This window comes from Streptomyces sp. NBC_01298 (assembly GCF_035978755.1).
Lineage (GTDB): Bacteria > Actinomycetota > Actinomycetes > Streptomycetales > Streptomycetaceae > Streptomyces.
Window position 1 is genome coordinate 6,165,146 of record NZ_CP108414.1, and the last position, 14,992, is coordinate 6,180,137.

At 71.0% G+C, this 14,992-nt stretch carries 15 protein-coding genes; 6 read left to right on the top strand and 9 right to left on the bottom strand.

What is annotated here, in order from left to right:
- Positions 1-91: 91 nt before the first annotated feature.
- From OG730_RS27965 to OG730_RS27985, 5 genes are all read right to left on the bottom strand, one after another.
- Positions 92-763, bottom strand: a complete 672-nt coding sequence (locus OG730_RS27965) for a class I SAM-dependent methyltransferase (protein WP_327306816.1) — start codon at positions 761-763, stop codon at positions 92-94.
- Positions 764-870: 107 nt separating this feature from the next.
- Positions 871-1,518 carry an SMI1/KNR4 family protein gene (locus OG730_RS27970; RefSeq protein WP_327306817.1) on the bottom strand — a complete coding sequence of 216 codons (648 nt, stop codon included), beginning with the start codon at positions 1,516-1,518 and terminating at the stop codon, positions 871-873.
- Between the two features lie 13 nt (positions 1,519-1,531).
- A complete protein-coding gene (locus OG730_RS27975; RefSeq protein WP_327306818.1) occupies positions 1,532-2,353 on the bottom strand; it encodes a GNAT family N-acetyltransferase in 822 nt (273 codons plus the stop codon).
- A 27-nt stretch (positions 2,354-2,380) separates the two neighbouring features.
- Positions 2,381-2,650 (bottom strand): protealysin inhibitor emfourin, encoded by a 270-nt coding sequence (locus tag OG730_RS27980; protein WP_327306819.1) that lies wholly within the window; start codon positions 2,648-2,650, stop codon positions 2,381-2,383.
- A 68-nt stretch (positions 2,651-2,718) separates the two neighbouring features.
- Positions 2,719-3,777: a M4 family metallopeptidase gene (locus tag OG730_RS27985; RefSeq protein WP_327306820.1), complete on the bottom strand. Its 1,059-nt coding sequence runs from the start codon at positions 3,775-3,777 to the stop codon at positions 2,719-2,721.
- Between the two features lie 376 nt (positions 3,778-4,153).
- Between OG730_RS27985 and leuA the strand changes: the two genes are divergently transcribed.
- The 6 genes from leuA to OG730_RS28015 all read left to right on the top strand — a co-directional run bounded on the left by leuA (position 4,154) and on the right by OG730_RS28015 (position 11,551).
- Positions 4,154-5,917 carry a 2-isopropylmalate synthase gene (gene leuA, locus OG730_RS27990; RefSeq protein WP_327306821.1) on the top strand — a complete coding sequence of 588 codons (1,764 nt, stop codon included), beginning with the start codon at positions 4,154-4,156 and terminating at the stop codon, positions 5,915-5,917.
- Positions 5,918-6,246: 329 nt separating this feature from the next.
- Positions 6,247-6,942 carry a TerB family tellurite resistance protein gene (locus OG730_RS27995; protein ID WP_327306822.1) on the top strand — a complete coding sequence of 232 codons (696 nt, stop codon included), beginning with the start codon at positions 6,247-6,249 and terminating at the stop codon, positions 6,940-6,942.
- A 788-nt stretch (positions 6,943-7,730) separates the two neighbouring features.
- A complete protein-coding gene (locus OG730_RS28000) occupies positions 7,731-9,245 on the top strand; it encodes a nucleobase:cation symporter-2 family protein (protein ID WP_327306823.1) in 1,515 nt (504 codons plus the stop codon).
- 133 nt (positions 9,246-9,378) lie between these two features.
- Positions 9,379-10,125: a DNA repair protein RecO gene (gene recO / locus OG730_RS28005; RefSeq protein ID WP_327306824.1), complete on the top strand. Its 747-nt coding sequence runs from the start codon at positions 9,379-9,381 to the stop codon at positions 10,123-10,125.
- Between the two features lie 11 nt (positions 10,126-10,136).
- Positions 10,137-10,958 (top strand): isoprenyl transferase, encoded by an 822-nt coding sequence (locus tag OG730_RS28010; protein WP_327306825.1) that lies wholly within the window; start codon positions 10,137-10,139, stop codon positions 10,956-10,958.
- Positions 10,959-10,981: 23 nt separating this feature from the next.
- Complete coding sequence (locus OG730_RS28015) at positions 10,982-11,551, top strand: YcxB family protein (protein ID WP_327306826.1); 570 nt, start codon at positions 10,982-10,984, stop codon at positions 11,549-11,551.
- 161 nt (positions 11,552-11,712) lie between these two features.
- On the opposite strand, the gene OG730_RS28020 is transcribed toward OG730_RS28015, so the two are convergent.
- From OG730_RS28020 to OG730_RS28035, 4 genes are read right to left on the bottom strand one after another with little or no spacing between them, the layout of a single operon-like run.
- The gene (locus tag OG730_RS28020; protein ID WP_327306827.1) at positions 11,713-12,144 is read right to left on the bottom strand and encodes a Fur family transcriptional regulator; all 432 of its coding nucleotides are present in this window, start codon (positions 12,142-12,144) and stop codon (positions 11,713-11,715) included.
- Between the two features lie 59 nt (positions 12,145-12,203).
- Positions 12,204-13,067, bottom strand: coding sequence for a metal ABC transporter permease (locus tag OG730_RS28025; RefSeq protein WP_327306828.1), 864 nt, complete (start codon positions 13,065-13,067; stop codon positions 12,204-12,206).
- Positions 13,067-13,858, bottom strand: a complete 792-nt coding sequence (locus OG730_RS28030; RefSeq protein ID WP_274552013.1) for a metal ABC transporter ATP-binding protein — start codon at positions 13,856-13,858, stop codon at positions 13,067-13,069. The genes OG730_RS28025 and OG730_RS28030 overlap by 1 nt, the downstream gene beginning before the upstream one ends.
- A 35-nt stretch (positions 13,859-13,893) precedes the next feature.
- Positions 13,894-14,868, bottom strand: coding sequence for a metal ABC transporter substrate-binding protein (locus tag OG730_RS28035; protein ID WP_327306829.1), 975 nt, complete (start codon positions 14,866-14,868; stop codon positions 13,894-13,896).
- Positions 14,869-14,992 lie beyond the last annotated feature (124 nt).

A 14,992-nucleotide genomic window follows, 5' to 3' on the forward strand; every position in this document is an offset into this window, starting at 1 on the left:
GATCGGGCGAGGCCCCTTCGGCGGACGGAGTCCGACGCAGCGCCCCCGAAGCCCGGGAGGCCCGCCAGGGCCGACCGGTGCGAGGGGCGCATCAAGAGGAGAGCCGCCGCACCTTCACCGCGTTGTCCGTACGGGTCCCGGGCCGGCCGTCAGGCTGGTTCTGGACCCGTACGTGTTCCTCCGCCAGCAGGACCTCCCAGGCGCCGGCCTCCAGTTCCAGCTGGGCGAGGACATCGTCCGGGGTCGGGAAGTCCACCTCCGGGCGGTCCTCCTGCCAGGACGGCCAGCCCGCGTGGCCGACGACGAGCAGGATCCCGCCGGGGGCCACGGCCGCGGCGGCCCGGCGCAGGATCCGGTCGCGCGGGAAGTCCCCGAAGGTGTGCAGGAAGCACGCGGAGACCAGGTCGTACTCGCCCGCCGGGAAGGACTCCGCGAGGTCGTGCCGCTCCCAGGCGGTGCGGTCCGCGACCCCGGCCTCGGCGGCGTGGGCCGCGGCCCGCTCCAGGGCGACCCCGGAGATGTCCGTCCCGGTGACGTACCAGCCCTGCCGCGCGAGCCACACGGCGTCGCCGCCCTCTCCGCAGCCGAGGTCCAGGGCCCGGCCGGGAGCGAGCGGGGCGGTCTCCCGGGCCAGCACGACGTTGGCGTCGCCGCTCCAGATCCTGTCGCTCTCGCGGTAGCGGGAGTCCCAGAACTCCTCGCCCGCGAAGTCGCCCTCGGGAGCGTTCGGGGACTGCGGGGCGTGGTCGTGCGCGTGCGCCATTTCGGCCTCTTTCCGGTCGGTACGGGTACGGATGCCCGTGCCTGCGATGCTCCGCCCGGACGGCGGGCCCGGCCAAGCGGTCTTGCCGTTCCCGCAAAAGAACGGGCTCAGAATTGCGCGGGACGCCCCCAGTCCGGCGGCAGCAGGTCCGAGAGGTCGCCCAGGCCGCGCTCCCGCCACTGCCCGAAGGTCAGCGGGGCCGCGCCGCCCGGGTGGTCCAGGGACAGCGGCACGATCAGGTCGCAGGTGGCCCGGCCGTCCCACCAGACCGTCCCGGCCAGCGGTCCCGCGAGCGCGAGCAGGGTGGCGAAGCCGCAGCCGTTGTCCCGCAGCACCACGCAGCCGGCCGTCTTGCGGTCCTCGAACTCGTCGCCCTCGGCCTCGTTCCAGGCCTGCCGGGCCGTCCGGAGGGCGGCCTCGTCGGGGAAGTCCTCCTCGCGGGGGAACCGCTCCCACAGCGCCGCGTCCGCCTCGACGTAGGAATCGGGGTGCGGGAAGGGCGCGGGCAGCAGATCGCGCCGCGTGTCCGGGTTCCCCGCCCACCACCAGCCGTCCGGGCCCCGCTCCAGCGGGTGCAGCGGGCCGCCCGCGCCGACGTCGAGGAGGTACGAGCGGTACGCGGGAGGGAAGCGGATGCCGAGCTCCGCCTCCGCCTGTTCCACCTCGGCTCCGGTCAGCGGCGCCGGCGCGGCGGGCCGTCCAGCGGCCGGGTCCCGGGGCCACGTGCGGCGGCGGCCCAGCAGCCGGCCGATCACAGCAGCCGGCCGATCACAGCGGCCGGTCCGCGATCAGGGCCGTGCCGACCGAGCGGAAGCCGAGGCGGGCGTAGAGGCGGGCCACGTCCTCGTCGCCCGCCGACAGGAAGACCGTGCGGGCTCCGCGCTCCAGGGCGTCGGCGACCAGGGCGGCCGTCACCGCGAGGGCCAGGCCCTGGCGGCGGGCCGAGGGCAGGGTGCCGACACCGACCACCTCGGAGACGTCGCCGACCGGGATGTACTGGCCGGAGCACAGGACGGCGCCGTCGCGCACGGCCGCGGCCAGGGCGGTGCGGCCCGACTCGATCATCCCCGCGACCCGGATCCGGCGGCCCTCGGAGGCCGGCTCCCGATCCGCGACCGCCAGCTCCGCCGCTCCCGCCTCGCCCACCGCCGTGCCGGGATCGGCGAAGGCGAGCATCGGCACCGTCACGGCCGGGCGCAGCAGCGGGTCGGCCGCGCCGAGTACGCGTACGTCCGGATGCGCGGGGAGCCGCGGCGCCGCCGGGTCGAGCACCATCAGCGGATGCGCGTGCACGGTCAGCCCGGCGGCCTCCGCGGCGGCGCGCAGGGAGGGGGTGGTTTCGGCCACCCACTCGAAGGCCTCGGGGACCTTCAGCTCCCGCTGCCGGGCCAGCACCCCCTCGACGTCGGCCACGGTGACACCATCGGCGGAGGCGGCGCCGAGCGCGGGCCGTGCGTAGTAGGGCCAGCCGTCGCTCTCCTGGACGAACAGGGTCAGCGGGCCGAAGTCCTCGGCCCGCGCCCCACCGGCCCGGGGCGCGGTGTCGTAGTAGCGTTCGAGCTCGGGCAGGCGGTCGGAAGACGTGATCATCCGGCTATCCAAGCAAGTTCGGGCTGCTCAGGCACCTTCTTTGAGGACGCGCGAGATCAGCGAGCGCTGCGCGTCCGAAAGGTTCGGATCCCGGCAGAGCACCGTCCGGCCGTCGACCGTGATCGTGTACGAGAAACCGTCCCGGATCCGGTCCGCCGGTTCCCCCGGCGGACCGTCCCGCAGGGCCAGCCGGGCCAGGTCCTGCCACTCGTCCTCGTCGGGCAGGCCCGAGGTGTCCACCTCGCCGCGCCGCTCGATCCCCGCGAAGCCGCCCGTCCGCACCACCTGAATCCGCATGACGGCCCTCCTACCCCGCGCCCGTCCCCCCACGCCTGCCGCCCCGAGCCCGCCGCTCCGGAGGCCCGCTACCCCAGGCCGACCGCCGACCAGGCCTTCTGCAGGGCCTGGTGTTCCGTGCCGCCGTCGCCGTACCGGGTGACGGCCGCGGCGGTCGTCAGGGCGGCGAACCGGGCGAAGTCCGCCTTCGGGCCCAGCTCCCCGCCGGTCAGGGTGTCGTACCAGATCCGCCCGGCCCGCTCCCAGGCCTTGCCGCCGAGCTCGGTGGCCACCAGGTAGAAGGCGTGGTTGGGGATGCCGGAGTTGATGTGCACCCCGCCGTTGTCGCGGGAGGTGCGGACGTAGTCGTCCATCGTGGCGGGCTGCGGGTCCTTGCCCAGCTCGTCGTCCTCGTACGCCGTTCCGGGCGCCTTCATCGACCGCAGAGCGAAGCCGCTGTCCACGGAGGGGCCGAGGAGCCCGGCGCCGATCAGCCAGTCGGCGTCCCCGGCGGTCTGGTCCAGGGTGTACTGCTTGATGAGGGAGCCGAAGACGTCGGACATGGACTCGTTGAGGGCGCCGGACTGGCCGTAGTACTCCAGGTCGGCGGTGTGCTGGGTGACCCCGTGGGCGAGCTCGTGCCCGATGACGTCCACGGACACGGTGAAGTCGAGGAAGAGGTCGCCGTCGCCGTCGCCGAACACCATCTGGCTGCCGTCCCAGAAGGCGTTGTTGTACAGCCGGTCGTAGTGGACGCTGGCGTTCAGCGGCAGACCGGCGTCGTCGATGGAGTGGCGGCCGAAGGCCTTGAAGAAGAGCTCGAAGGTGGCTCCGAGCCCGGCGTAGGCGCGGTTGACGCTGGCGTCCTGGCCGGCGTCCTCGCCTTCGCCGCGGACCTTCTTCCCGGGCAGCCGGGTCCGGTGCTCGGCGTCGTAGACGGTCCGCTCGGGGGTGTCGGACGCAGTCTCCCCGGCGGGGGGCGGGAGCACCGCCATCAGGCGCCGTACCCGGTGCGAGGCGTCCAGTTCGAGGGTCCGCCGCGCGGCGGCGGCCCGGGCGGGGTCCTCGGACCGGGCGATCTTGTCCAGGAGGTGCGGCGGCACCACGGTGCAGAAGACGGGGCGACGGGGCGTGAGGAAGGCATCCATGCCCGGCAATGTGGCAGCGGGTGATGCCGCTGTCACTAGCTGCGACCATGATTCATTCGCTCGTCTGAAAGCGGTGGCGCCGCATTGACGGATCAACCGGACATCGGGCCGGGTGGCCAAGAGCTAAAGAGGCTTAGCTCACAAAGGGTGCAAAACGGACCTGCCGGTCTTGCATACTGAAACAGGTCCCGCATTACGGGGCGGCTCGGTTAGGCTCGGCCCATCATGCGTTTCGGGCTGCTCCTCCTTAGCTGCCGCGGCGAGGGCCTGTAGTCGTAGGCCGACCCCCTCCCCGCGGAGTTTGGTGTTGCGGTTTTGCGACCGTCCGTCGGCCGTCCCAGCGAACTACACGCGGACACGCGAGGAGCCCTACGTCATGAGCCAGCACACTTTTGTCGGTCGCCCCACGCCCATCACGAACGCGACCCACACCCAGAAGCCCTCCGGGATGCCGATCCACAAGTACGGCTCGTACGAGCAGGTGGACATCCCCGACCGCACCTGGCCCGAGGCCCGCGTCACCAAGGCGCCCCGCTGGCTCTCCACGGACCTGCGCGACGGCAACCAGTCGCTGATCGACCCGATGACCCCCGCCCGCAAGCGCGAGATGTTCGACCTGCTGGTGCGCATGGGCTACAAGGAGATCGAGGTCGGCTTCCCGTCCTCCGGTGAGACCGACTTCAACTTCGTGCGCTCCATCATCGAAGAGGGCGCAATCCCGGACGACGTGACCATCTCCGTACTGACCCAGGCCCGCGAGGACCTGATCGAGCGGACCGTCGAGTCGCTGGTCGGCGCCAAGCGCGCCACCGTGCACCTGTACAACGCGACCGCGCCCACCTTCCGCCGGGTCGTCTTCCGCGGCTCCAAGGAGCAGATCAAGCAGATCGCCGTCGACGGCACCCGCCTGGTCATGGAGTACGCCGACAAGCTGCTGGGCGCCGACACCGTCTTCGGCTACCAGTACAGCCCGGAGATCTTCACCGACACCGAGCTGGACTTCGCCCTGGAGGTCTGCGAGGCCGTCTGCGACGTGTGGCAGCCGTCCGAGGGCCGCGAGATCATCCTGAACCTGCCCGCCACCGTGGAGCGCTCGACGCCCTCCACCCACGCGGACCGCTTCGAGTGGATGGCCCGCAACCTGACCCGCCGCGCGCACATCTGCATCTCCGTGCACCCGCACAACGACCGCGGCACCGCCGTGGCGGCCGCCGAGCTGGCCCTGATGGCCGGCGCCGACCGCATCGAGGGCTGCCTGTTCGGCCAGGGCGAGCGCACCGGCAACGTGGACCTGATCACGCTGGGCATGAACCTGTTCTCGCAGGGCATCGACCCGCAGATCGACTTCTCGCAGATCGACGAGATCCGTCGCACCAGCGAGTACTGCAACCAGATGGAAGTCCACCCGCGCCACCCCTACGCGGGAGACCTCGTCTACACCGCCTTCTCCGGCTCCCACCAGGACGCCATCAAGAAGGGCTTCGACGCGATGGAGGCCGACGCGGCCGCCAAGGGCGTCACCGTCGACGACATCGAGTGGGCCGTCCCGTACCTGCCGATCGACCCGAAGGACGTCGGCCGCTCCTACGAGGCGGTCATCCGGGTCAACTCGCAGTCCGGCAAGGGCGGCATCGCGTACGTCCTGAAGAACGACCACAAGCTGGACCTGCCGCGCCGCATGCAGATCGAGTTCTCGCGGATCATCCAGGCCAAGACCGACTCCGAGGGCGGCGAGGTCACCCCGACCGCGATCTGGAACGTCTTCCAGGACGAGTACCTGCCCAACCCCGAAAACCCGTGGGGTCGCATCCAGCTGCGCTCCGGCCAGACCACCACCGACAAGGACGGCACCGACACGCTGACCGTCGAGGCGGTCGTGGACGGTGTGGAGACCGTGCTGGACGGCACCGGCAACGGTCCGATCTCGGCCTTCTTCGACGCGCTGGCCGGCATCGGCATCGACGCCCGCCTGCTGGACTACACCGAGCACACGATGAGCGAGGGCGCCTCCGCCGTCGCCGCCTCGTACATCGAGTGCGCGATCGACGGCCGCGTCCTGTGGGGCATCGGCATCGACGCGAACACCACCCGCGCCTCCCTGAAGGCGGTCATCTCCGCCGTCAACCGCGCGGGCCGCTGACCGCCCGTCTCGTCCGTGGACCCCGCTCCTCCTTCCGGAGGGGCGGGGTTCCGCCGTTCCCGGGGGCGGCGGCGTCAGCGGGCAGGGTGGCCGCCGTCCCCCGGCGAACTTCTCGTTCACGCGGCCGGGTGCGGGGAAGCCGGGGGGCCGCCGTGGGGGACGGGCGCGCAGGTGGGGCCGGGTGCGGGGCCGGATGCGGGCAGGGGCGCAGATCGGCCAAGTACGGGGGCCGGACGATGTTGTCTTGTCACACGGCTGACGCATCCTCACCGATGTGGCTAACATCACGCCAACCCGGCGATGTTGCCGGAAGGTTACGGAGGTGCGACGTGCTGCCAGTTCGGGGTGGGGACGGCCGGAAGCTGACGGTCTGGGGTATCCGCACCACCTGGAGCACCGTGGGTGACGGGGAGTTCTTCTGCCCCGACTGCGGTGGCGACCGCAATTACCGCCGGCGCACGGGGCGCCGCCGGTTCACCGTCCTGGGCGTGCCGCTGCTGCCCCGCGGGCAGGCGGGTCCCGTCGTCGAGTGCCAGGGCTGCCGTGAGCGCTTCGGCACCGAGGTCCTGGACCACCTCACCACCACCCGCTTCACCGCGCTGCTGCGCGACGCCGTGCACACCGTGACCCTGGCCGTGCTGGCCGCCGGGGGGACGGCCTCGCGCAGCGCGCTGGAGGCCGCCGTGGGCGCCGTACGGTCCGCCGGTTTCCAGGACTGCTCCGAGGAGCAGCTGGAGTCCCTGGTCGAGGGACTGGCCGCCGAGGAGGGCAGGCTCGGGCTCTACGACGGCCCCGACTGCTACGGCGCCGCGCTCTCGATCGAACTGCACGAGGCCCTGGAGCCGCTGGCCCCGCACCTGGCCGGCCCGGGCCGCGAATCGATCCTGCTGCAGGGCGCGCGCGTGGCGCTGGCCGACGGCCCGTACATCCCCGCGGAGCGCGAGGTGCTGGCGACCGTGGGCGCGGCGCTGCGGATCGACGCCGACGAGGTCGCCCGGCTGCTGTCGGCGGTCCGGGCGCCGTAGGGTCCCGCCACGGGGCGCGGGCGGCCCGTACGCCTCTCAGCCAGCGCCCCGCGCCACGGGGGCGGGGCGTGCCGCGGTGAAGCGGCGCAGCGCCTCGGACAGCCCCCGGGGCCGTACCGGCGCAGGGCCAGATCGTGCGGGATCGGCTGCTTCGCCATGCCTCCCGGGATACGCGGCCACGGGCATGAAGCAGATGGTGGCGGCGGCGCAGGCCATCGTTCCGGCCGCGTTGACGGTTTCGGACGCGGCCGCGTCTCACGGTGTGGTCGAAAACGGCACAATCCGAGGTAACGATCGGGCCTCGCGGACCCGATTCGGAGATCCTTCCGCGTGCCGTGAACCGCGGAGGCTTGCCATCCGTACGGGGTGTTTCCACCAGGTGGACGGCCGGAGCGGGGGCTTCATCTTTGCGTGGCCGAACGGCCCGCGGTGCTCTAACCCGCACGTCACCGCGCATGGCCTTCGCGTTCGCGCAGGAGGAAGCGGCCGTTCGTCGAAGCGTTGGCCATAGTCGACGCCGGGGGTCTCCACCACTGGAGAAACCTCCAGATCCCGCACCGGTCCCGGTCAACATTTTGTAGAAGTTGACGATATCTGTGAGCGGCCCCACAGGCGTTCAATTCCGGTCACACGAGGAGACGCCGCCGGTAACACCGCGGAGCTTCGATTCACGTGGACGTACTGATCACCCTGTCGGATCAACGGGCTAACGACCCACTTCGGCCAGGGACAAGCAGCTTCCTCCAGCTTCTTCTCAGTTACCTACCTCATTGAAGGGCAAGGCAGAGATGGCACGTGTCGCCGCACCGCTTTCCGCCACCGGAAAGCAGAGCACGCACCCGGTCGACGAGGTGCTCCCCCTCCCCAAGCTCGCGCTGTACGGCTTCCAGCACGTACTCGCGTTCTACGCCGGTGCGGTGATCGTTCCGATCATCGTCGGTGGTGCCCTCGGGCTCACCACCGAGCAGCTGGTCTACCTGATCAACGCCGACCTCTTCACCTGCGGTATCGCCTCGATCATCCAGGCGTGGGGCATCGGCCGGGTCGGCGCGCGGCTGCCCCTGATCCAGGGCGTCACCTTCACCGCGGTGTCCCCGATGATCGCCATCGGTCTCGGCGCGGGCGGCGGGACGGCGGGCCTGCTCGTCATCTACGGCGCGGTCATCACGGCCGGCATCGCCACCTTCGCCTTCGCCTGGCTGCCCCCCAAGGCCTTCCGCACGATCATGCGGCTCTTCCCGCCGGTCGTCACTGGCACGGTGATCACCGTCCTCGGCATCGTGCTGATCCCGGTCGGCCTCAACGACGCCGCGGGCGGCCTGGGCAGCCCCGACTTCGGTGACCCGAAGAACTTCGCCTACGCCGGCGGCACGATGCTCTTCATCCTCATCCTGATGAAGCTCGGCAAGCCCTTCCTCAACAGCATCTCCATCCTGCTCGGCCTCGTCGGCGGCACCGCCGTCGCCTTCCTGCTCGGCGACGCCAAGTTCGGCGACGTCAGCAACTCGGACTGGATCGGCATCACCACGCCGTTCTACTACGGTGCGCCGAAGTTCGAGTGGTTCCCGATCGTGCTGATGCTCATCGTCATGCTGATCACCATGGTCGAGACCACCGGTGACACCTACGCCGTCGGTGACATCGTCGGCAAGGAGATCGACAGCGAGACCGTGGCCCGCGCCCTGCGTGCCGACGGCGCCGCGACCGCCCTCGGCGGTGTCCTGAACTCCTTCCCCTACGTGGCCTTCGCCGAGAACGTCGGCCTGGTCCGCATGACGAAGGTCAAGAGCCGCTTCGTCGTGGTCGCCGCGGGTGTCTTCATGATCGTGCTCGGCATGATCCCCAAGGCCGCCGCGATCGTCGCCGCCGTTCCGCACGGAGTGCTCGGCGGCGCCGCGACCGTGATGTTCGCGATGGTCGCCCTCGCGGGCATCCAGACCCTCGCCAAGGTGGACCTCAAGGAGGAGAAGAACGCCCTCGTCGTGGGTGTCTCCCTGGCCTTCGCGCTGCTCCCCGCCACCGTCCCGGTCCTCTTCAAGGACCACATGAACGCGGACCTCTCCTCGCTCCTCAACAGCGGTGTGACGCTCGGTGCCACGGCCGCGATCGTCCTGAACCTGATCTTCAACGGTCTGGGCAAGGACGGTGCGCACGACGCCCCGCTCGCCGACTCCCTGCTGGCCGACGCCCCGGCTGACGGCGCAGCGGCGGCGGACGCCTCCCCGGCGGCGGACGACGAGCCCACGGCAGCCATTCCGGCCCAGTCGGGCGAGGGCGAGCCCGCCCCCGCACCGACTGCCTGATCCTCCCAAGGGGTGTCCCCCGCCGGGCCTCGCGCCCGGCGGGGGTCGCTGCCGTTCGGAGGCGGCCGCCGTCCGCGAGGCCGCTGCCGTTCGGGGCGGCCGTCCTGTCGGTGGCGTACGGGACAATGGGCCCATGAGCCTGTTCCGCGACGACGGCATCGTGCTGCGCACCCAGAAGCTGGGTGAGGCGGACCGCATCATCACGCTCCTGACCCGGGGCCACGGCCGGGTCCGGGCCGTCGCCCGCGGCGTCCGGCGCACCAAGTCCAAGTTCGGCGCCGGGCTGGAACCCTTCTCCCACGCCGACGTGCAGTTCTTCTCGCGCAGCGGCGAACTGATCGGCCGCGGCCTGCCGCTCTGCACACAGACCCAGATCATCGCCCCGTACGGCAACGGCATCGCCACCGACTACGCCCGCTACACCGCCGGCACCGCGATGCTGGAGACCGCCGAGCGGTTCACCGACCACGAGGGCGAGCCCGCCGTCCAGCAGTACCTGCTGCTCGTCGGCGCCCTGCGCACCCTCTCGCGCGGCGAACACGCCCCCAACCTGATCCTCGACGCCTTCCTGCTGCGCTCCCTCGCCGTCAACGGCTACGCGCCCAGCTTCGACGACTGCGCGAAGTGCGGGATCCACGGCCCCAACCGGCACTTCTCCGTCGCCGCGGGCGGAGTCATATGCGGCGACTGCCGCGTCCCCGGCAGCGTCGTACCCTCGTCGGAGGCCATCGCCCTGCTCAGCGCCCTGCTGACGGGCGACTGGGGGCATGCCGACGCGTGCGAGGCGCGTCACGTGCGGGAGGGCAGCGGGCTGGTCTCGGCCTACTTGCACTGGCATCTGGAGCGCGGGCTACGCTCGCTTCGGTACGTCGAGAAATAGGAGCTGGGCACATGGCACGACGCGGGATTCTGGGGCGCTCTCGCCGGGAGTACAAGGTTCCCGAGCCGCATCCCTCGGGTGAGCGCCCGCCGAAGATCCCCGGCGAGCTCGTCCCGAACCACGTCGCGATCGTCATGGACGGCAACGGCCGCTGGGCCAAGGAGCGCGGACTGCCGCGCACCGAGGGCCACAAGGTGGGCGAGGGCGTCGTGCTCGACGTGCTCAAGGGCTGCCTGGAGATGGGCGTCAAGAACCTCTCCCTGTACGCCTTCTCGACGGAGAACTGGAAGCGCTCGCCCGATGAGGTGCGCTTCCTCATGAACTTCAACCGCGACGTCATCCGGCGCCGCCGCGACGAGATGAACGAGCTGGGCATCCGCATCCGCTGGGTCGGCCGCATGCCGAAGATGTGGAAGTCGGTCGTCCAGGAGCTCCAGGTCGCACAGGAGCAGACCGTCGACAACGACGCGATGACCCTCTACTTCTGCGTCAACTACGGCGGCCGCGCCGAGATCGCGGACGCGGCGCAGGCCATCGCCCGCGATGTCGCGGCGGGGAAGCTGGACCCCTCGAAGGTCAACGAGAAGACCTTCGCGAAGTACATCTACTACCCGGACATGCCGGACGTGGACCTCTTCCTGCGCCCGAGCGGCGAACAGCGCACCTCCAACTACCTGCTCTGGCAGAGCGCGTACGCCGAGATGGTGTTCCAGGACGTCCTGTGGCCCGACTTCGACCGCCGCAACCTGTGGCAGGCCTGCTACGAGTACGCCCAGCGCGACCGCCGCTTCGGCGGGGCCGTCCCGAACCAGGGCGAGGACGCCACCGGCTGACCCCGGCCGTAGGCTCCGCTGTCATGGACACGAACATGCATGCGGAACAGGCGGCGACGCCGGGCGGCCGGGCGGTCGAACTGGTCTACGTGACGACCCGGCCGGAGCTCGTCGAGGCGCTGCGGGCCCGATCCGCCTCGACGCCCGCGGGGCGACGCCTGCGCTGGATGTATCCCGTGCTGGGGACGCTGTTGGTGCTGGTCGGGGCGCTGCTCATGGTGGTGGACGGGGTCGACACGGGCCTGTCCGCGGGCCTTGCCGTCTCCGGGGTGGTGCTGTGGGCGCTCTCGCCGCTCGTTCCCCGGCTGACGCCCTGGCTGCTGGCGCGGGCGCTCGGCAGCTACGTGGAGAAGGCGGGGGAGACCCGGGTCCTCGTCGACGACTCCGGAGTCCGGGTGACGACGAACGACAGCGAGGCGCGCATCGGGTGGAGCGCGCAGCCCACGTACGTGGAGACGCCGGGCTCGTTCGTCATGCTCAGCGACGACAAGGCGGCGGTGGCCGTCACGGTCCTGCCCAAGCGGGGCATCCTCCCCCCGGCAGACGCCGACGCCCTGCGGGCGATCCTGGACCGGAACCTGCGCAAGCTCTAGGCCGTCTCTTTCGGATCTTGTCGGGCCCGCGACGCCTGGCACCGCGCCTGGCCGCACTGCCGAGGCGACCACGTACGCCCAGTACGCGAGCGCCCCGACAGCACGCCCAGGCACGGCACCAGACGCCGCGGACTCGGCCGACAAGATCCGAAAGAGACGACCTAGGCGGCGGCCGCCGCGCAGTCGGCGCAGGTGCCGAAGATCTCCACCGTGTGGGCGACGTTCACGAAGCCGTGCTCCGCCGCGATGGTCTCCGCCCACTTCTCCACCGCCGGGCCCTCCACCTCGACGGCCTTGCCGCACTTGCGGCAGACCAGGTGGTGGTGGTGGTCCCCGGTGGAGCAGCGCCGGTAGACGGACTCGCCGTCGCTGGTGCGCAGCACGTCGACCTCGCCGGCGTCCGCCAGGGACTGCAGGGTGCGGTAGACGGTGGTCAGACCCACGGAATCACCGCGGTGCTTGAGCATGTCGTGGAGTTCCTGGGCACTGCGGAACTCGTCCACCTCGTCCAGCGCCGCCGCGACGGCGGCCCGCTGTCGGGTGGATCGTCCTCGTACTGGCGCGGTATTCATCTCGCCAGGCGCAGTCGCCACCGGTTCCTCCTCGTTTCGGTCTCGGCCCATTGTGCCAGGCGGCCGACTGCCCGAACCCGTCACACCTTTACGTCGTCCCGCGTACAGACTTCCTCGGCGGCGCGGGCGGCCCTGGCCCGGCGCCGGGCCAGGGGGGTGGACACCGCCGTCAGCACGACGAAGACCGCGATGGCCATCAGTACGATCGAGGCACCCGAAGGGGCGTCGATGTAGTAGGTCACGGCCGTGCCGCTGAGGGCGACGGTCGTGCTGATCGCCATGGCGAGGCCGAGGGTCGCGGCGAAACCGCGGGTCAGCCGCTGGGAGGCCGCGACCGGGATCACCATCATGGCGCTGACCAGGAGCAGTCCGACGATCCGCATGGCGACCGTGACGGTGACCGCCGCGGTGATCGCGATCAGCAGGTTGAGGGCGCGTACCGGCAGTCCGGTGACCCGGGCGAACTCCTCGTCCTGGCACACGGCGAAGAGCTGGCGGCGCAGACCGATCGTGACGGCGAGGACGAAGACGGCCAGGATGACCATCGCGGTGACGTCCTGGGTGGAGACGGTGGTGATCGAGCCGAACATCGAGCCGAGCAGCATCGAGGTGGATCCGCCACCCAGATTGATGATCATGACGCCGCCGGCCAGTCCGCCGTAGAAGAGCATGGCGAGTGCGACGTCGCCGCTGGTCTTTCCGCGCGAGCGGATCAGTTCCATGCCGACGGCGCCGATGACGGTGACCAGCGTGGCCATCCACACGGGACTGGTGTTCATCACGAAGCCGAGCGCGACACCGGTCATGGCGACATGGCCCAGGCCGTCGCCCATGACGGCCTGGCGGCGCTGCACAAGGTACGTGCCGATCGCGGGGGCCGTGATGCCGACCAGGGCGGCGGCGATGAGGGCCCGCTGCATGAAGGCGTAGTCGAGGAGGTCCATCAGCTCAGCAGTCCCGTCCGGAGGGGCTCGGCGTCGTGCGCGGAGTGCGGGTGTACGTGGTCGTGGCCGGGCAGCGCGTGCTGGCCCAGGGCCTCCGGGGGCGGGCCGTCGTGCGTGACGCAGCCGTCGCGCAGGACGACGGCGCGGTCGATGAGCGGCTCCAGCGGGCCCAGCTCGTGCAGCACCAGCAGCACGGTGGTGCCGGCGGCGACCTGGCTGCGCAGGGCGTTCGCCAGGACCTCCTGATTGGCCAGGTCCACGCCGGCCATCGGCTCGTCCATGATCAGCAGTTCCGGTTCGCCGGCGAGCGCGCGAGCGATGAGCACCCGCTGGTGCTGGCCGCCGGAGAGGGCGTTCACGGAGGCGTCGGCGTGGGAGCCCATGTCGACCAGGTCCAGCGCGCGCTCCACGGCGGCCTTGTCGGCCTTGCGCAGGAACCCGAAGCGGGTCCGGGCGAGCCGGCCGGCGGAGACGACCTCGCGGACGGTGGCGGGCACGCCGCTGGCGGCGGTGGTGCGCTGGGGGACGTACCCGATGCGCGACCAGTCGCGGAAGCGCTTGAAGTCGGTGCCGAAGAGGGAGAGGGCGCCGTCGCTCAGCGGGACCTGGCCGACCACGGCGCGGACGGCCGTGGACTTGCCGGAACCGTTGGCGCCGAGCAGGGCGACGACCTCACCGCTGCGCACGGTGAGGTCGATGCCGCGCAGCACGGGGCGCGAGCCGAGCGAGGCCGTGGCCCCGCGCAGGGATATGACGGGCTGGTCCAGGGCCTGTGTGGGCGTGGACTCCATGGCTCGCGCCTCCGATGCCGCTACTGCTGTTGCCATTACTTGGTGCCGAGTGCCTTCTGCAGGTTCTTCAGGTTGGCCCGCATGACCTCGAAGTAGTCAGCGCCCTGGGACTTGTCCGTGATTCCCTCCAGGGGATCCAGGACGTCGGTCTTCAGGCCGGTGTCCGTCGCGAGGGTCTTGGCCGTCTTGTCGCTGGCCAGGGTCTCGAAGAACACCGTCGACACATTGTCCTGCTTCGCGAGGGTCTGCAGCTCCTTCATCCGGGCCGGGCTGGGCTCGGACTCGGGGTCGACGCCGGAGATGCCCTCCTGGTCGAGGCCGTAGCGCTCGGCGAGGTAGCCGAAGGCGGAGTGGGTGGTGATGAAGGTCTTGGAGGCCGTGTTCTTCAGGCCGTCCTTGAACTCGGTGTCGAGCGCGCCCAGTTTGGCGACGAGGTCGTCGGTGTTCTTCTTGTAGTCCGCCGCGTGGTCGGGGTCGGACTTCTCCAGGGCCGCGCCGACGCCCTTGGCGATCTCCGCGTACTTGACCGGGTCGAGCCAGACGTGCGGGTCCTCGCCGGCTTCGCCGTGGCTGTGGTCGTGGCCGTCGCCCTCGGCGGCGTGCTCGTGGTCCCCGTGGCCGGAGGTGCCGTGCACCTCCAGCTTGGTGAGGGTGGCGGCGTCGACGACGTTCTTCACGCCGGACTGGGCGACGGCCTTGTCGACGGCGGGCTGCAGCGTCTTGAGGTAGAGGACGACATCGGCCTCGCCGAGCTGCGCGGTCTGCTTCGGGGTGATCTCCAGGTCGTGCGGCTCGACCCCGGGCTTGGTGAGGGTGTCGACCTTCACGTGGTCCTTGCCGATCTGCTCGGCGAGGAACTGCATCGGATAGAACGACGCCATCACGTCGAGCTTGCCGTCCTTGCCCTCGGCGGCTCCGGCGGCGCCCGAGCAGGCGGTCAGGGCGGTGGCGGCGAGGGCAACGGCTCCGGCGAGGGCGGCGGTGGGTATGAGGCGTCGTCGTACGTTCATGACATCCATTTTCATCAAAGATGGAAACGATTGTCAAAAACCCTGGTCGGAGGGGTGTGGAGCGCCCGTGGAAGGGGGTCCCGATTTGAAAGGGGGGGTGCGGGCGCCGGTAACCTTGAGGCTT

Bases quoted from the DNA above. Each gene is read 5' to 3' on its own strand.
- OG730_RS28025 (WP_327306828.1), bottom strand. From the start codon at position 13,067: ATGGACCTCCTCGACTACGCCTTCATGCAGCGGGCCCTCATCGCCGCC.
- recO (WP_327306824.1), top strand. From the start codon at position 9,379: ATGAGCCTGTTCCGCGACGACGGCATCGTGCTGCGCACCCAGAAGCTG.
- OG730_RS27965 (WP_327306816.1), bottom strand. From the start codon at position 763: ATGGCGCACGCGCACGACCACGCCCCGCAGTCCCCGAACGCTCCCGAG.
- OG730_RS28000 (WP_327306823.1), top strand. From the start codon at position 7,731: ATGGCACGTGTCGCCGCACCGCTTTCCGCCACCGGAAAGCAGAGCACG.
- OG730_RS28015 (WP_327306826.1), top strand. From the start codon at position 10,982: ATGGACACGAACATGCATGCGGAACAGGCGGCGACGCCGGGCGGCCGG.
- OG730_RS28010 (WP_327306825.1), top strand. From the start codon at position 10,137: ATGGCACGACGCGGGATTCTGGGGCGCTCTCGCCGGGAGTACAAGGTT.
- OG730_RS27975 (WP_327306818.1), bottom strand. From the start codon at position 2,353: ATGATCACGTCTTCCGACCGCCTGCCCGAGCTCGAACGCTACTACGAC.
- OG730_RS28030 (WP_274552013.1), bottom strand. From the start codon at position 13,858: ATGGAGTCCACGCCCACACAGGCCCTGGACCAGCCCGTCATATCCCTG.
- OG730_RS27980 (WP_327306819.1), bottom strand. From the start codon at position 2,650: ATGCGGATTCAGGTGGTGCGGACGGGCGGCTTCGCGGGGATCGAGCGG.
- OG730_RS28035 (WP_327306829.1), bottom strand. From the start codon at position 14,868: ATGAACGTACGACGACGCCTCATACCCACCGCCGCCCTCGCCGGAGCC.
- leuA (WP_327306821.1), top strand. From the start codon at position 4,154: ATGAGCCAGCACACTTTTGTCGGTCGCCCCACGCCCATCACGAACGCG.
- OG730_RS27985 (WP_327306820.1), bottom strand. From the start codon at position 3,777: ATGGATGCCTTCCTCACGCCCCGTCGCCCCGTCTTCTGCACCGTGGTG.